Raw genomic sequence first — 16,760 nt, forward strand, 5'->3', positions numbered from 1 at the left:
CTGGACATGAGTCTGAAATGGATTGATGTACTTGATATCGCCATCGAGCTTGCAGAAAGCAAGCCGGACGTCGATCCTCGGTATGTGAATTTCGTCGATTTGCACCGCTGGGTGGTGGCATTGCCTGGCTTCAGCGACGATCCTTCGCGCGCCGGCGAGAAGGTACTCGAGGCCATCCAGGCGGCCTGGATCGACGAAGCCGACTGAACACGTACCGCAGGTTAGGCAATCCCCTGGAACCCGCGTATAATTCGCGGGTTTAATTTTTCGTAACACTCATATTCTGGAGTTTTCCATGGCTGTTCAACGTACTTTCTCCATCATCAAGCCTGACGCCGTTGCCAAGAACGTCATCGGCAAGATCACCACTCGCTTCGAAGAAGCCGGCCTGAAAATCGTTGCCTCGAAAATCAAGCAACTGTCCAAGGCCGAGGCCGAAGGCTTCTACGCCGAGCACAGCGAGCGCGGCTTCTTCGGTGACTTGGTTGCCTTCATGACTTCCGGTCCGGTTGTCGTTCAGGTCCTGGAAGGCGAGAACGCCATTGCCAAGAACCGTGAGCTGATGGGCGCTACCAACCCTAAAGAAGCAGCTGCCGGCACCATCCGCGCCGACTTCGCCGAGTCCATCGACGCCAACGCCGTTCACGGTTCGGACTCCGAAGCTGCTGCCGCTCGCGAAATCGCTTACTTCTTCGCTGCTACCGAGGTAACCACTCGCTAAGCGAAAGCTTACGGGTGAGGGTGAATCCATGACGACATCGACTGACAAAATCAACCTGCTGGGTTTGACCCTGCAGGAAATGGAACAATTCTTCGATTCCATCGGAGAGAAGCGCTTCCGCGCCGGTCAGGTGATGAAATGGATTCACCACTTTGGCGTCGATGATTTCGCCGCCATGACGAACGTCGGCAAGGTCTTGCGTGAAAAGCTCGAGGCCGTTGCCGAAATTCGCCCGCCGGAAGTGGTCAGCGAAGACATTTCCGCAGACGGCACCCGCAAGTGGGTGATCCGCGTTGCCTCTGGCAGCTGCGTCGAAACCGTCTACATTCCCACCGACGATCGCGGCACCCTGTGCGTGTCGTCGCAAGCCGGTTGTGCCCTGGACTGCAGCTTCTGCTCCACCGGTAAACAAGGCTTCAACAGCAACCTCACCGCCGCCGAAGTGATCGGCCAGGTGTGGCTTGCGAACAAATCCTTCGGGACCGTGCCTGCCAAGATCGACCGCGCTATCACCAACGTGGTCATGATGGGCATGGGCGAACCCCTGCTCAATTTCGACAATGTCATCGCCGCCATGAAGATCATGATGGAAGATCTGGGCTATGGCATCTCCAAGCGTCGCGTCACCCTGTCCACCTCGGGTGTCGTGCCGATGATCGACGAGCTGGCCAAGCACATCGATGTGTCCCTGGCCTTGTCGTTGCATGCGCCCAATGACGAGCTGCGCAACAAGCTGGTACCGATCAACAAGAAGTACCCGCTCAAGATGCTGCTTGACTCGTGCATGGGTTACATGGCGACCCTGGGTGGCAAGCGTGTGCTCACCATCGAGTACACCCTGCTCAAGGACGTCAACGACCAGCCCGAGCATGCGGCGCAGATGATCGAACTGCTGCGCGACGTGCCGTGCAAGATCAACCTGATTCCATTCAACCCGTTCCCGCACTCCGGTTACGAGCGCCCCAGCAACAACGCCATTCGTCGTTTCCAGGACCTGCTGCACCACGGCGGCTACAACGTGACGACGCGCACCACCCGCGGTGATGACATCGATGCAGCCTGCGGTCAGCTGGTGGGGCAGGTCAATGACCGCACCCGGCGCAGCGAACGTTACATCGCCGTCCGGCAGCTGTCGGCAGACGCCGAGCGGTCGGACAGCCCGGCCGCCCACTGACCGGAGCTGGCCTATGAACCTGCGCGCTGCGCTGCCGATCCTTGCGCTTTCGCTGCTCGCCGGCTGCATGTCGGGTGGAGGGAGCGATGCGCAGGTGGCTGAACAGCGCAGGGTCGAGGCCGGGCGCGCTTATGTGCAACTGGGGCTGGGCTACCTGCAACAGGGGATGCTAGGCCAGGCCAAGGCGCCCTTGGCAAAGGCATTGGCGCTGGATGGCAACGATGCCGACGCGCATGCAGCCTTGGCATTGGTCTATCAGGCCGAAGACGAGCCTTTGTTGGCGGAGCGTCATTTCAAGCAAGCGCTCGCGGCGGGTGCCGGCACCACGCGAATTCGCAACAATTACGGCAGTTTCCTTTATGCTCAAGGGCGGTTTGCCGAAGCGCAGCAGATGTTTCGCCTTGCCAGCGCCGATACCCTGTATCCTGAGCGTTCACGGGTTTATGAAAACCTTGGCCTGACAGCCTTGAGGCTCGGCCAGCGCGATCAGGCCCACGCCTATTTGCAAAAAGCATTGCAGCTTAACCAGCGACAACCACAAGCGTTGCTGGAAATGGCTGAGTTGTCCTACGAAAACAGGCATTATGTGCCGGCCCGGGATTACTACGATCGTTTCAGCCGGTTGAGTGGCCACGATGCCCGGAGCCTGCTGCTGGGCAGCCGCCTTGCCAAGGTGTTCGACGAACAAGGCACGGTGGCCGAGTTGGGGCAGCAATTACAACGACTTTATCCCGGTACGCCGGAATATCAGCAATACCTGTCGGAGCAACGATGAACGCCGCGCATCCCGAAGTAGCTGTAGCGCCTGGCCAGAACCCTGGTGAGCTGTTGCGCCTGGCCCGTGAGAAACGGGGCTGGTCCCAAGCCGAGGTGGCCCGCAAGCTCAATCTTACTGTCAGCTCGCTCAACCATGTGGAAACCGGCGCCTTCGACAAGCTGCCCGGGCATACCTTCGCCCGAGGCTACATTCGCGCCTATGCCAAGTTGATGGAGCTGGACCAGGCCGCCTTGGTCGAAGCCTTCGATCGCTACACCGGCACTCACGCCAAAGGCAGCGACGTCCATTCGCTGGGGCGTATCGAAGAGCCTTCACGGTTGTCCCACAATATCCTGCGCGGGGTCAGCCTGTTGTTGCTGCTGGCTGTGGTGGGTGGCGGTTTCGTCTGGTGGCAGGACCAGGGCAGCATGCGCGGCAAGGACCTCTCTAGCGTTGCCCTTGAGCATGTTGAGGTCGAAAGCGCCGACGGCACCACCCAGATTCACCCGCTTGACGAACCCGAAGACCAAGCCGTCTCTGCCGCCCAGCAACCTGAAAGCGCCCCCCTGCCGCTGGCTCAGAGCACCGACGAGCAGCAGGCTGCAAGTACCAGTCAGGCACCGGCGGCCGACACGCCAGCCGCTGGGTCGGCTCCGGTAACTGGCACCGCAACGCCTCAGCCGGCTCCGGTGCCGGCCACTGCTACCCCTGTTGTCAGCGCGCCGACGGCAGCCACACCTGCGACAAGTGCAGACGCAGCCGAGCCCGCAGCTGCGCCAGCGGGCAGCGGCAAGGTCGCGATTGAGTTCGTCGCCGATTGCTGGACCCAGGTTTCCGATGGCAACGGCAAGGTGCTGTTCAGCGGCATCAAGCGCAAGGGGGATAACCTCGAGCTGACTGGCAAGGCGCCCTTTGCGCTACGCCTGGGCTTTGCCCGTGGCGCCAAGGTCAGCTACAACGGCCAGTCCGTCGACGTTGCCCCGTTCACCAGTGGCGAAACCGCTCGCCTGAAGTTGGGACAGTAATTCATGCACGGCCAATCCCCGATCAAACGTCGCGAATCCCGCAAGATATGGGTCGGCAATGTGCCGGTGGGTGGTGATGCGCCCATTGCAGTGCAGAGCATGACCAACACCGATACCAATGATGTCGCCGCCACGGTGGGGCAGATCCAACGTCTGGTCGATGCCGGTGTGGACATCGTTCGCGTCTCGGTACCTGACATGGACGCCGCCGAAGCCTTCGGCCGCATCAAGCAGCAGGTCAGTGTGCCGCTGGTCGCCGACATTCACTTCGACTACAAGATCGCCTTGCGCGTGGCCGAGCTGGGTGTGGACTGCCTGCGCATCAACCCCGGCAACATCGGTCGTGAAGACCGGGTCAGGGCCGTCGTGGACGCCGCTCGCGACCGCGGTATCCCGATTCGTATCGGGGTCAACGCAGGCTCACTGGAAAAGGACCTGCAGAAAAAGTACGGCGAGCCTACGCCCGCTGCCCTGGTCGAATCGGCGCTGCGTCATGTGGAGCACCTTGATCGCCTCGACTTCCAGGATTTCAAGGTGAGCGTCAAGGCGTCGGACGTGTTCATGGCCGTCGAAGCCTATCGCCTGCTGGCGCGGCAAATCGTGCAACCCCTGCACCTGGGGATCACCGAAGCCGGTGGCCTGCGTTCGGGTACGGTGAAATCTGCCGTTGGCCTAGGTATGCTGCTGGCCGAAGGCATTGGCGATACCATCCGCATTTCGCTGGCGGCAGACCCGGTGGAGGAGGTCAAGGTAGGCTATGACATCCTCAAGTCCCTGCATTTGCGTTCACGAGGCATCAACTTCATCGCCTGCCCGAGCTGCTCGCGGCAGAATTTCGATGTGGTAAAAACCATGAACGAGCTCGAAGGGCGCCTCGAGGACCTGCTGGTACCGTTGGACGTGGCCGTCATCGGCTGTGTGGTCAATGGCCCGGGGGAGGCCAAGGAAGCGCATGTCGGCCTCACCGGTGGTACGCCCAACCTGGTCTACATCGACGGTAAACCTGCGCAGAAACTGACCAACGACAACTTGGTCGATGATCTCGAAAGGCTCATCCGACAGAAAGCGGCCGAGAAGGTCGAAGCCGACGCGGCACTGATCGTCCGTGGCTGATACACAGAATTCGTAAGGATCATTCGTGAGCAAATCGCTGCAAGCCATCCGTGGCATGAACGACATCCTGCCTGAGCAGTCGCCGTTGTGGCGCTATTTCGAAGGTACCGTTGCCGGCCTGCTGGACACCTACGGGTACAGCCAGATCCGCACGCCCATCGTGGAATTCACCGAGCTGTTCAAGCGCTCGATCGGTGAAGTGACCGATATTGTCGAAAAGGAGATGTACACCTTCGAGGACCGCAACGGCGACTCGCTCACGTTGCGTCCGGAAGGGACGGCGGCCTGCGTCCGCGCGGTGCTGGAGCATGGCATCACCGGTAATGGCCAGGTGCAGAAGCTGTGGTACATCGGGCAAATGTTCCGCCACGAGCGCCCCCAGAAGGGCCGCTACCGGCAGTTCCACCAGATCGGTGTGGAGGTGTTCAACCTCGATGGCCCGGACATCGATGCCGAGTTGATCATGCTGACCTGGCGCCTGTGGGGCTTGCTGGGTATTCAGGATGCGGTCAAGCTCGAACTCAACAGCCTTGGCACCAGCCAAGCGCGCGCCCGCTACCGCGACGCGTTGGTAGAGTTCCTGTCCGCGCGCCTGGAGCAACTGGACGAAGACAGCCAGCGCCGCCTCAAGAGCAATCCGCTGCGCATCCTCGACAGCAAGGACACCAATACCCAGGCGGTGCTGGTCGATGCGCCGAAGCTCGAAGATTACCTGGACGAAGAATCCCGTGCGCACTTCGTAGGCCTGAAGGCCCGCCTGGACGCTGCCGGCATTCCATTCGTGCTCAACACCAAGCTGGTGCGGGGGCTGGATTACTACAGCAAGACCGTCTTCGAATGGGTCACTGACAAGCTTGGCGCCCAGGGCACCGTATGTGCCGGCGGCCGCTACGATGGGCTGGTGGAGCAAATGGGCGGCAAGCCTACCCCTGGCGTTGGCTTTGCCATGGGTATCGAGCGTCTGATTCTGCTGCTCGAAACCCTGGGCAAGGTACCGGACTCCATCAGCCGTCAGGTCGATGTCTACCTCTGCGCGTTTGGCGAGCAGGCCGAGTTGGCGGGCCTGCGACTGTCCGAAGCGGTGCGTGACCGTCTGCCCGGCCTGCGTCTGGCCGTGAATGCGGGCGGGGGCAGTTTCAAGAGCCAGTTCAAGAAAGCCGACAAGAGCGGCGCGCTGTTCGCCTTGATTCTTGGCGATGACGAGTTGGCCAAACAGGAAGTCGGCTTCAAACCCCTGCGTGGTCAGGGCGAACAACAGAACATTGCCTGGGATGCCCTTGCAGGGCACCTGGAAACCGCGATCGCACACGCGTAACGCGGTTCAACGAGCGAATAGGCGAAAAGGAGTATTGGGGTGTCGAGTACCGATGATGATGACCTGGCAGGGGTCAAGGACTGGTGGAACCGTAACGGCAAGCCGCTGCTGACCGGCGCGCTGCTCGCCGGCGTGGTGGTGCTGGGGTGGAACACCTGGCACAAGTACCAGAACAACCAGTCGCAAGGTGCCTCGCAGCTGTATCAGGCGCTGTTGGAAACCAGCCTCACGCCTACGGGTCAGCCGGACGCCACCCGGGTTGCGGAACTGGCCGGCAAGCTCAAGAGCGAGTTCGGCGGCACGACCTATGCCCAGTACGGCAGCCTGTTCGTGGCCAAGGTAGCGGTCGAGAGCGGCAAGCTCGACGATGCCGCTGGCGAGCTCAAGGCTATTGTGGACAAGCCAGCAGACGCCACCCTTGGCGAGATCGCACGCCAGCGTCTGGCCCGTGTGCTGGCTGCCCAGAACAAGGCCGAGGATGCCCTCAAGTTGCTGGATGGGGATGCCGAGAAAGCCTTCCTCGCCAGTCGCGAGGAGTTGAAAGGGGACCTGCTGGTACAGCTGGGCCGCGCTGCTGACGCGCACGGTGCCTACGAAAAGGCCAAGGCTGCGTTGTCCGACGAGGCGGCAGTGGGTGGCTTGCAGTTGAAGCTCGATGATCTGGCCAGAGGGGACGCGTAAGTGATCGGTTGGAAACAAGCAGCAGTGCTGACCTTGGCGGTATTGGCCGCAGGGTGCAGCAGCAACAGCAAGAAGGAACTGCCTCCTGCCGAGCTGACCAAGTTCACCGAGGAAGTGGTGCTCAAGAAGCAGTGGAGCCGCTCCATCGGTGATGGCCAGGGTGAAACCTACAATACCCTCGTGCCGGCCATCGAGAATGACCGGATCTATGCCTCCGACGTCACTGGGGATGTCTATGCCCTGGACCGCATCACGGGCAACGTGGTGTGGAACAAGGACCTTGACCTGCCGGTTTCCGGTGCGGTTGGCGTAGGCTATGGCCTGGTGATGCTCGGCACCCTCAAGGGTGAAGTGATCGCCTTGGATTCGAGCACCGGTGAGGAGCGCTGGCGCGCCCGCGTGACCAGCGAAGTGCTGGCGCCTCCGGCCAACAACGGTGATGTGGTGGTGGTGCAGACCCAGGACGATCGCCTGATCGGGCTGGATGCCGCCACTGGTGACCGTCGCTGGATCTATGAAAGCACCCCGGCGGTACTGACCCTTCGCGGCACCGGCGCGCCCGTCGTGACCAACCGCCTGGCAGTCGCGGGCCTTTCCACCGGCAAGGTCGTGGCAGTCGACATCAGCAATGGCGTACCTGTATGGGAAAGCCGTGTGGCGATCCCGCAGGGCCGTTCGGAGCTTGAGCGTGTCGTCGACATCGACGGCGGCCTGCTGCTTTCTGGTGGTACCCTGTACGTCAGCACGTACCAGGGGCGCGTTGCGGGCCTGGACTTGGAAAGCGGCCGCGTGCTCTGGCAGCGTGATGCCTCCAGCTACGTAGGGGTCGCCCAAGGCTTTGGCAACGTCTACGTGAGCGAAGCCTCGGGTACCGTGGAAAGCGTCGATGAGCGATCCTCTAGCGCCTTGTGGTCCAACGATGCCATGGCCCGTCGCCAGCTGACCGCCCCCGAGGTGTACAGCAGCTACGTGGCAGTAGGCGACTTCGAAGGCTACCTGCACCTGCTCAGCCAGGTCGACGGTCGCTTCGTTGGCCGTGAGCGTGTCGACAGCAGTGGCCTGCGCGCACGGCCACTGGTGGTTGGGGATACCATCTATGTCTTCGGCAACAGCGGCAAGCTCGAGGCACTGACTATCCGCTGAAGCTATGCTTGAAGCCGTGCGGCTTCAGGCTGCGGCGTAGGACACGCCGCCCGAACTCCGGCCGCTGCCTTGCAGCGGCCTTTGTATTTTCAAGAATTCAAGAGTGGAGAGCCGAATGGTTCCCGTAATCGCCCTGGTGGGCCGCCCGAACGTCGGCAAATCCACCATGTTCAACCGCCTGACCAAGACCCGCGATGCCATCGTGGGTGACCTGTCGGGCCTGACCCGTGATCGCCAGTACGGCGATGCCAGCTGGCAGGGTCGCTCCTTCATCCTCATCGACACCGGTGGCATCACCGGTGATGAAGTGGGCATGGACGAAAAAATGGCCGAGCAGTCGCTCATGGCCATCGAAGAAGCCGACTATGTGCTGTTCCTGGTCGATGCCCGTGCAGGCATGACGGCGGCAGACCAAATGATTGCCGAGCACCTGCGCAAGCGCAACAAGGCGGCGATCCTGGTCGCCAACAAGATCGACAATATCGACGCTGACGTTGCCCGCGCCGAGTTCTCGCCGATGGGCATGGGCAATGCCATTCCGGTAGCAGGCTCCCAGGGTCGAGGTATCAATGCGTTGATGGAGGCCGTACTCGGCCACTTGCCGCGCGATGCCGAAGAAGAAGCCTTGGACCAGGATGTCGCCGAAGGCGAAGAGGCCGTGCGCATCCCTGGCCCAAGCGAAAAGGATGGCATCAAGATCGCCATCATTGGTCGCCCCAACGTCGGCAAGTCGACCCTGGTCAACCGCATGCTCGGTGAAGAGCGCGTGGTGGTTTACGACGAGCCGGGTACCACCCGCGACAGTATCTACATCCCGTTCGAGCGTGATGGTGACAAGTACACCTTCATCGACACCGCCGGTGTGCGCAAGCGCGGCAAGATCCACGAGGAAGTCGAAAAGTTCTCGGTGGTCAAGACGCTGCAGGCGATCAAGGACGCTAACGTGGTGATCTTCGTCATGGATGCTCGCGAAGGTGTGGTCGATCATGACCTGAACCTGCTGGGCTTTGCCCTGGAAGCTGGCCGCGCCATCGTCATCGCCCTGAACAAGTGGGATGGCATGGAGCCGGGTGAGCGTGCCTATGTGAAGACCGAACTGGAGCGCCGGCTGTTCTTCGTTGACTTCGCCGATATCCACTTCATTTCGGCCCTGCACGGCACCGGCGTGGGCAACCTGTACAAGTCGGTGCAGGCCGCATTCACCTCAGCTGTGACCCGCTGGCCGACCAGCCGTCTGACGCAGATCCTCGAAGACGCCGTCAGCGAGCACCAGCCGCCGCTGGTCAATGGCCGTCGCATCAAGCTGCGTTATGCGCACTTGGGTGGGGCCAACCCGCCGCTGATCGTGATCCACGGCAACCAGACCGACAGCATTCCCAAGTCGTACTCGCGTTACCTGGAAAACACTTACCGTCGCGTGCTCAAGCTGGTCGGCACGCCGATTCGCATCGAGTACAAGGGCGGTGAGAACCCGTACGAGGGCAAGAAGAACACCCTCACAGACCGGCAGGTCAACAAGAAGCGTCGCTTGATGTCGCATCACAAGAAGGCTGAGAAGAAACGTCGCGATAAGCGATAGGCGCCTGCTGGGCGCGTCACGCTGCCCGTTCCATGCTTCGCCCCCCGTGCCGCGCGTCTCCAGCGCCGCACCCTGTTTCCTGTTTCCTCACGAGTACGGCCATGCCGCCAAGCTCGGGAGGAAACATTGATCTATGCCGCCTTCCACTTTGCACCGGTAGTTTGTGTGCGGGTAGTGCACGAGGCGCTGAGTCTGTGCTCCTCATTGGTGGCTCATTGGCTATTCACGTACCTGTGAATGCTGTGCTGGATCAATCAAAGGGAACATCATGAACGATATCTTTTTACAAAAAGCCAAGGGTAAGCTCTATCTGCTCAAGGATGGCGAACGTCACGCAATTATCGTCAATCATTTGAATGAACTGCAGGTAGCCGGAACGCTTGATACGCCCGAGTGCTTCGACATCGGAATGCTCGCTCACCCATCGCTCGAGGGGGGTATGGCGTTTGAATTTCGAACGTCAGCAGGCAAGCAGGTTACTGGACGTGGTGGGCGTGTCCTTCATGCATCGGACACAGAGCTGGGCACGCCCGGTCCTGCCCTGCAAATTATCCACCTGGCCGGGAACATTGACGGCGAGCCCAATGTGAATCAGGTTCGATTGCAAACCCTCGATGCCCGCCATGTCTCGGCCCACGATCGCGTGTTAGTCGGCTACAAAAAAGTCCCAGTTGGCTGGACCTGGTTCAGCATCAAGCCTAATGATACGAAAAACATACCTGTCTGGGAGAGCCAGCCAAGCGACAGGTTGCGTTTCCATACTACGGATGTGGCGCCCGCAGCGACTTTCATACTGGAGTTCGTCACCCAGGCATAGGGTGGAGCTAGCCCCGACAGTGATCGTCGGGAAAGCTTGTGACGTGCGACTCACGCTCTGACCGGCTTCTTACCGACGAAACGATCCGCTATGCTCGTGCTTTCTTCCCGTGCCGGCTGCACCAGGAGCGAGGGCGCCATGATCCCCAGCAAATTGCCGAACGTCGGCACGACCATCTTTACCACCATGTCAGAGCTCGCCGCCCAGACCGGGGCGCTGAACCTTTCGCAGGGCTTCCCGGATTTCAACGGGCCCCAGGCCCTGCTCGAGTCGGTGGGCCGACATGTCATGGCGGGTCACAATCAATACGCGCCAATGTCGGGCCTTGCAGCCTTACGCCAGCAGGTGGCCTTGAAGGTCAAGCGCCTCTATGGTGCGACGGTAGACCCCGACCATGAAGTGACGATTACGCCCGGCGCGACGGAGGCGATCTTCTGCGCTATCCAGGCTGTTGTGCGGCCAGGGGACGAGGTCATCATCTTCGACCCCTGTTACGACAGCTACGCGCCCTCGGTGGCACTGGCCGGGGGCCGTTGCGTGCATCTGCAGCTGGACCCCAGCGACTTTGCCATCGATTGGCAGCAGTTCGCGGACGCACTTACGCCACGCACACGTCTGGTCGTGCTCAACTCGCCCCATAACCCAAGCGGTGCCTTGCTGTCCCGGAAGGATCTGGACCAGCTGGCGCAGCTGATCGCCAATCGAGACATCTACGTACTGAGCGATGAAGTCTACGAGCACCTGGTCTATGACGACGTGCAGCATGCTTGCGTACTGGCTCACGAGCAGCTCTACAGACGTGCGTTCGTGGTCAGTTCCTTTGGCAAGACATATCACGTCACCGGCTGGAAGACGGGCTATGTCATCGCACCGCCGGCCCTCACCACCGAACTGCGCAAGGTGCATCAATACGTCAACTTTTGTGGCGTGACTCCTTTGCAGTACGCCCTGGCTGACTTCATGGCCGAGCATCCCGAACATGTCGATGCGTTACCGGCTTTCTATCAAGCCAAGCGCGACCTGTGCTGCGGCTTGTTGCAAGATTCGCGATTCAGGTTCACCCCCACGGCCGGCACTTATTTTCAGCTGGTTGATTATTCGCATATTCGTCCGGACCTCGATGACGTGCAGATGGCGACGTGGTTGACCCGCGAGCATGGTGTGGCCACCATCCCGATCTCGGTGTTCTATCAGCAAGCTGTTCCCGGTCAACGGCTGCTGCGCCTGTGCTTTGCCAAACGAGAGGAGACGCTGCGTCAGGCAGCGGAGAAACTATGCGCGATCTAAGTACGCTGCCAGACCTCAGGCTGGCTCTGGTGCAGACCACCCTGGCCTGGCACGACCGGGAAGCCAATTTCGCCCATTTCGACGTGCTGCTTGAGCAGGTGGGCGAGGTGGACCTGGTGATCTTGCCGGAAATGTTCACCACCGGGTTTTCCATGCAGTCCGAAAGCCTCGCCGAGCCGGAGAATGGCCCCACGTACAAGTGGCTCAAGGCTCAAGCGCAGAAGTGCAACGCCGTGGTCACGGGCAGCGTGATCATTCAGGCAGCCGATGGCAGCCACCGTAACCGCCTGCTCTGGGCACGGCCTGATGGCGAGATCCTGCACTACGACAAGCGTCACCTGTTCCGCATGGCCGGTGAGCACGAGCACTACACGCCGGGCGAGCGGCAGGTGCAGTTCGAGCTCAAGGGCTGGCGCATTCGCCCGCTCATCTGCTACGACCTGCGCTTCCCGGTCTGGAGCCGGGATGCCACCGACACCGACCTGCTGTTGTACACAGCCAACTGGCCGGCGGCGCGGCGCCTGCACTGGAACCGCCTGTTGCCGGCGCGAGGGATCGAAAACCTGTGCTATGTGGCGGCGGTGAACCGGGTGGGCATTGACGGCAAGAGCTTCGCGTACAGCGGTGACAGCCAGGTGCTGGATTTTCAGGGCGAGAGCTTGCTCAGTGCTGGAGAGGCCGATGGCGTGTTCACCGTGGTATTGAGTGCCTCGGAACTGGCCGCTTACAGAGCCAAGTTCCCGGCCAACCTGGATGCCGATACCTTCGAGCTGCACTGATCGCAGCGCCGGCATCCTGGAGGATTACTGCCAGGACGCCGGCTTTGCCTGTTGCCGATCAGTACACATCCCGCCGGTATCGCCCCTCCTCGATCAGCCGTTGCACGGCAGCATCTCCAAGCAGGCCTGCAAGTGCCGCATCGACGCCAGCGGCCATGCCCTGCAGGCTGCCGCAGACGTATACGCAGGCACCTTCATTCATCCAGCGTTCAAACAGCGCGGCCTGTTGCAACAACACATCCTGCACGTAGATTTTTTCGGCTTGGTCGCGAGAGAACGCCAGGTCCAGCCGTGCCAGATCCCCAGCGGCGAGCAACCCTTGCAGCTCCTTGCCACACAGAAAATCATGGGCGCGATTGCGTTCGCCGTACAGCAGCCAGTTACGCCGCTCGCCCGCAGCGACGCGGGCCCTTAGCAGACTGCGCAGGCCCGCAAGGCCAGTACCGTTGCCGATCAGGATCATCGGTACATTGCCCTGGGGCATATGGAAGCCACTGTTGCGCTTTAGCCTCAGGCTCAGTGTGCCATCGAGCGGCAGGTATTCGGTCAGCCAACCAGAGCCTACGCCCAAGTCGCCACTTGGGTGTCGCTCCTGGCGCACGATCAGCTCCAGCACCCCGTCACTGGCAATCGAGGCGATGGAATAGTCGCGGCTGCCGAGCGGCACCAGTGCGTCCACCACCGCCTGGGCATGAAGCCCGACCAGATGCCCACCGACGGCAGGTAACTGACGGTCTGCGAGTGCCTGAGCAAGCCTGACTACCACCCCCTCGACCTGCACGTGCGTGTCGGCGTCCAGCCCCAGGTCTCTGACGAAGGCATCGACCCTTGGCCGACCGTTGAGCGGCATAATCTCCACCAGGTCGCCGGCTTCCCACACGGCAGGCTTCTGCGCCTGCAGGCCGAGCAGATACACCGGCTGGCCCTGGCTGCCAGGGTTGAGCAGTTCACGGCGGGTCAGCGACCAGTTGCCGAAACGGGGGGCTTGCCAAGCGGATACCGGCGCGGTGCCGGTCAGCAGTGCCAGCGCCTGATGCCATTGCTGAAGGGCCGCCTGATCGGCGTTGTCGACCTCCACGGGGCTAAATGCACAGTGAGCACCACGCTCGGTCAACCACGCCTGAAGCCGGCGGGCGAACCCGCAGAACTGTGGGTATTGACGATCACCCAGCGCCAGCAGGGCATAGCTGAGTGTTTGCAAGGGCAAAGGCTGACCCAGCACGTTGCGCTCAAAGCCTCGCGCGTTGTCAGGGGCTTCTGCATCCCCGAAGGTGCTGACGACGAACAACGCACGGCGTGCCGCACGCAGATCCTCTTCACACAACGTACCCAACGCCCTGACCTGCGCCGGCAAGCCTGCCGCCTGTAGTTGCCCGGCGCTTTGCCAGGCCAGCTGCTCGGCCATACCACTCTGGCTGGCGTAGCCGATCAGCCAGCTCTCGCTGTTGACTTCATCGGGGGTCACGTGGCGGCGGGCAGCCCTAACCTGACGTTTCTTGCGCCGTCGATCCAGGTAGAGCAGCCAGCCTGTGACGAAGAAGACCGGCATGGCAAGGCTGGCCAAGGTCAGGACGATGCGCCCAACCAGGCCGAAGTATTCCCCGACATGCAGTGCGTACACGCTCTGGAGCAATTGGGCCTTGAATGATTTATCACTGTAGCGTTCGTGAAGGCTGACCTTGCCACTGGCAGGGTCCAGGACCAAGGTGTCGAAGGCCCTGGGATGGTCGGCGTTATCCAGCAGATAGAACAGATTGGCAGGTTGACCGCCGACTGGGGGCAGGCGCAGGTTGTAACTGGCAAGGCGTGGACCTGCGGCGTTGCGCAGGCTGGCCCAGATGGCGTCGTAGTCGACGTTCAGCGCCGGTGCCTTTGGGTCGATAGACGCAGCTCCGGAGCGCCGGTCTTTTTTCAGTTGCGGCTGCGGCTGCCCGGCGACCGGCGGATCGGCCAGTAGCCGGTTCAGACCCTCCCGGTACCATTCGTAGGACCAGAACAGGCCCGTCAGGGCGAACAACAGGTAGAAGAGCAGGCACCAGGTGCCTGCTACGGCGTGCAGGTCCCAGTTGAACGCACGGCCTTTTTTGGCCCAATCCAGCGTCAGCCAGGTTCGCCAGTTTGTGGCATGGCGCGGCCACCGCAGGTACAGGCCCGACAGGCAGAAGAACACCAGCAGCAGCGTCGAGGCACCGGTGATCTGCCTGCCCGTGTCGCCCATGGCCAGAAAGCGGTGAAGCGTAAGCATGAGGGTGAAGAAGCCTTGCCCCGACACTTCGCCCAGCAGCTGGCCCGTATACGGGTCTGCGTAGCGCAACGGACCGCGCCGCTCGCCCGGTGCAGGGGTGAAAAAGATCCTGGCAGCTTCGCCTTCACGAACATCGACCCACAGCATGGCGACCTTGTCGTGTTGCTGGGCTTCGACACGTTGCACCAACTCAGCAGGCGGCAGCACGCCGTCAGGCCGTACCTCTACGCGCAGCACATCGGCATTGAGCGCGCTCAGCAGTTCGTCCTGAAACGAATAGAGCGCCCCAGTGATACCCATTACTGCAAGTACCAGCCCGGCCGTGATGCCGAATAACCAATGCAGCTGGAACAGCGTCTTCTTCAGCACCTTCGTTCACCTTGTATCGCCGCCGCACCCTGCGTAGCGCTGGCGGATGTTAATGGAAGCTCCTGCACGCGGCAATTGAGATTCGTTCACATTCACAAGGTGATTAGCTGCTGGTGTGACGCCGGGGATCGAGGTGCGGTCGGCTTTATTGCGCAGGCATGAAAACGGGGCCTTTGGGCCCCGTCATGGATTACAGATAGTAGGCTTTGAGCGGCGGGAACCCATTGAACTCCACCGCGCTGTAGCTGGTGGTGTAGGCACCGGTCGACAGCCAGTACAGGCGATCGCCGATTGCCAGGTTCAGCGGCAGACCATACTTGTAGTGCTCGTACATGATGTCGGCGCTGTCACAGGTAGGGCCGGCGATGACCACTTCCTCGGTTTCGCCCTTTTTCTCGGTCCAGATCGGGAACTTGATGGACTCGTCCATGGTTTCGATCAGGCCCGAGAATTTGCCGACGTCGGTGTAGATCCAGCGCTCGACGGCCGTGCGCGACTTGCGTGCTACCAGCACCACTTCGCTGACCAGGATGCCGGCGTTGGCAATCAGCGAACGGCCCGGCTCCAGGATGATTTCCGGCAAGTCGTCGCCGAAGTCTTCCTTGAGGAAGCGAATGATTTCCTCGGCGTAGGTTTCCAGGCTGTTGGTACGGGTGATGTAGTTGGCCGGGAAGCCGCCGCCCATGTTGATCAGCTTCAGTTCGATGCCGTCTTCTTCCTTGAGCCGCTCGAAGATCACCTTCACCTTGGCGATAGCGGCGTCCCACACGCTGATGTCGCGCTGTTGCGAGCCCACATGGAAGGAGATGCCATAGGGCACCAGGCCCAGGTCACGGGCGAGGATCAACAGGTCCATGGCCATGTCGGTCTGGCAACCGAACTTGCGCGACAGCGGCCAGTCGGCAGTGGTGGAGCCTTCGGTCAGGATACGCACATACACCTTCGAGCCCGGCGCGGCCTTGGCGATGTTGCGCAGGTCGGCCTCGGAGTCGGTGGCGTACAGGCGCACACCCTTCTCGAAGAAGTAACGAATGTCCTTGGATTTCTTGATGGTGTTGCCGTAGCTGATGCGATCGGCGCTGACACCCTGGTTCATCACCTTGTCCAGCTCGTAGATGGAGGCGATGTCGAAGTTCGAGCCCTTGTCCTTGAGCAGGTCGATGATCTCGACGGCTGGGTTGGCCTTGACGGCGTAGTACACCTTGGCGAATTCGAACCCCGCGCGCAGGTCGTCATAAGCCTTGCTGATCATCTGGGTATCGATGAGTACGAACGGCGTTTCCTGCTTGTCGGCAAACGCCTTCATCTTCTGGAAGGTGTCGCGTGCGAAATAGTCTTCGACCTGGATCGACATGCTCAGGGACTCCATGGGCAAACTGAAAATTTAAGTGGCTGCAAACTGAACGCCCTCCGTATCCCCACTTTGGTTCGCCTACTCAGTACTTGAGCCGGATGGATCGTTTCCAGCATGGACGTTCGGCGCGCACTTTAGGGCGTGAACTCGGCAGAATCAACAGGCAATCCCTGGCGAATCGGCGATGTTCGAGTTGCCACGCCTGGGATTAACGACCCATGTGAACGGCTGGTGTTCCCCAGTGCGCGTCAGACGTAAAGAATTGTGGAATAGCCCTGGGCAGGGTGCGTAAACCCAAGCCCCTCCGCTTGGGCACGAGGCGCATTTGGAGATGATCGAGCGGTGCGGCAGGTAGGCTCGGGTGTTCATATTTATGGCCACCCGAGCCTGGTACTGGCGTT

General features: G+C 61.1%; 15 protein-coding genes. 13 read left to right on the forward strand and 2 right to left on the reverse strand.

What is annotated here, in order from left to right:
* Nucleotides 1–6: 6 nt before the first annotated feature.
* The 13 genes from iscX to ACF8GB_RS19420 all read left to right on the forward strand — a co-directional run bounded on the left by iscX (nucleotide 7) and on the right by ACF8GB_RS19420 (nucleotide 12,391).
* Entirely contained in the window at nucleotides 7–207 is a 201-nt protein-coding gene (iscX, locus tag ACF8GB_RS19360) for a Fe-S cluster assembly protein IscX (RefSeq protein WP_023533289.1), read from the forward strand.
* Nucleotides 208–295: 88 nt separating this feature from the next.
* The gene (ndk, locus tag ACF8GB_RS19365; protein WP_023533373.1) at nucleotides 296–721 is read left to right on the forward strand and encodes a nucleoside-diphosphate kinase; all 426 of its coding nucleotides are present in this window, start codon (nucleotides 296–298) and stop codon (nucleotides 719–721) included.
* A 28-nt stretch (nucleotides 722–749) separates the two neighbouring features.
* A complete protein-coding gene (gene rlmN, locus ACF8GB_RS19370) occupies nucleotides 750–1,895 on the forward strand; it encodes a 23S rRNA (adenine(2503)-C(2))-methyltransferase RlmN (protein ID WP_078479078.1) in 1,146 nt (381 codons plus the stop codon).
* Nucleotides 1,896–1,908: 13 nt separating this feature from the next.
* Nucleotides 1,909–2,670, forward strand: coding sequence for a type IV pilus biogenesis/stability protein PilW (pilW, locus tag ACF8GB_RS19375; RefSeq protein ID WP_058637458.1), 762 nt, complete (start codon nucleotides 1,909–1,911; stop codon nucleotides 2,668–2,670).
* Nucleotides 2,667–3,677 (forward strand): RodZ family helix-turn-helix domain-containing protein, encoded by a 1,011-nt coding sequence (locus tag ACF8GB_RS19380; protein ID WP_078479077.1) that lies wholly within the window; start codon nucleotides 2,667–2,669, stop codon nucleotides 3,675–3,677. Before pilW ends, ACF8GB_RS19380 begins: the two co-directional genes overlap by 4 nt.
* A gap of 3 nt (nucleotides 3,678–3,680) precedes the next feature.
* Nucleotides 3,681–4,790 (forward strand): flavodoxin-dependent (E)-4-hydroxy-3-methylbut-2-enyl-diphosphate synthase, encoded by a 1,110-nt coding sequence (gene ispG / locus ACF8GB_RS19385; protein WP_058637460.1) that lies wholly within the window; start codon nucleotides 3,681–3,683, stop codon nucleotides 4,788–4,790.
* 25 nt (nucleotides 4,791–4,815) lie between these two features.
* The gene (gene hisS / locus ACF8GB_RS19390; RefSeq protein ID WP_058637461.1) at nucleotides 4,816–6,105 is read left to right on the forward strand and encodes a histidine--tRNA ligase; all 1,290 of its coding nucleotides are present in this window, start codon (nucleotides 4,816–4,818) and stop codon (nucleotides 6,103–6,105) included.
* Between the two features lie 39 nt (nucleotides 6,106–6,144).
* A complete protein-coding gene (locus tag ACF8GB_RS19395; RefSeq protein ID WP_058637462.1) occupies nucleotides 6,145–6,786 on the forward strand; it encodes a tetratricopeptide repeat protein in 642 nt (213 codons plus the stop codon).
* Entirely contained in the window at nucleotides 6,787–7,929 is a 1,143-nt protein-coding gene (gene bamB, locus ACF8GB_RS19400) for an outer membrane protein assembly factor BamB (protein ID WP_058637463.1), read from the forward strand. It begins immediately after the preceding gene.
* 115 nt (nucleotides 7,930–8,044) lie between these two features.
* A complete protein-coding gene (der, locus tag ACF8GB_RS19405; protein ID WP_023533412.1) occupies nucleotides 8,045–9,508 on the forward strand; it encodes a ribosome biogenesis GTPase Der in 1,464 nt (487 codons plus the stop codon).
* A 268-nt stretch (nucleotides 9,509–9,776) separates the two neighbouring features.
* Entirely contained in the window at nucleotides 9,777–10,325 is a 549-nt protein-coding gene (locus ACF8GB_RS19410) for a hypothetical protein (RefSeq protein ID WP_392527493.1), read from the forward strand.
* Between the two features lie 138 nt (nucleotides 10,326–10,463).
* A complete protein-coding gene (locus ACF8GB_RS19415) occupies nucleotides 10,464–11,612 on the forward strand; it encodes a pyridoxal phosphate-dependent aminotransferase (protein WP_058637465.1) in 1,149 nt (382 codons plus the stop codon).
* Nucleotides 11,600–12,391 (forward strand): amidohydrolase, encoded by a 792-nt coding sequence (locus tag ACF8GB_RS19420; protein ID WP_058604374.1) that lies wholly within the window; start codon nucleotides 11,600–11,602, stop codon nucleotides 12,389–12,391. Before ACF8GB_RS19415 ends, ACF8GB_RS19420 begins: the two co-directional genes overlap by 13 nt.
* Before the next feature lie 58 nt (nucleotides 12,392–12,449).
* On the opposite strand, the gene ACF8GB_RS19425 is transcribed toward ACF8GB_RS19420, so the two are convergent.
* Nucleotides 12,450–15,005: a PepSY domain-containing protein gene (locus ACF8GB_RS19425; protein WP_392474868.1), complete on the reverse strand. Its 2,556-nt coding sequence runs from the start codon at nucleotides 15,003–15,005 to the stop codon at nucleotides 12,450–12,452.
* Nucleotides 15,006–15,195: 190 nt separating this feature from the next.
* Nucleotides 15,196–16,359 carry a type III PLP-dependent enzyme gene (locus ACF8GB_RS19430; protein ID WP_058637467.1) on the reverse strand — a complete coding sequence of 388 codons (1,164 nt, stop codon included), beginning with the start codon at nucleotides 16,357–16,359 and terminating at the stop codon, nucleotides 15,196–15,198.
* Nucleotides 16,360–16,760: the final 401 nt, after the last annotated feature.

Origin of the sequence: Pseudomonas sp. xss_4 (assembly GCF_043104125.1) — a bacterium.
GTDB lineage: Bacteria > Pseudomonadota > Gammaproteobacteria > Pseudomonadales > Pseudomonadaceae > Aquipseudomonas > Aquipseudomonas parafulva_B.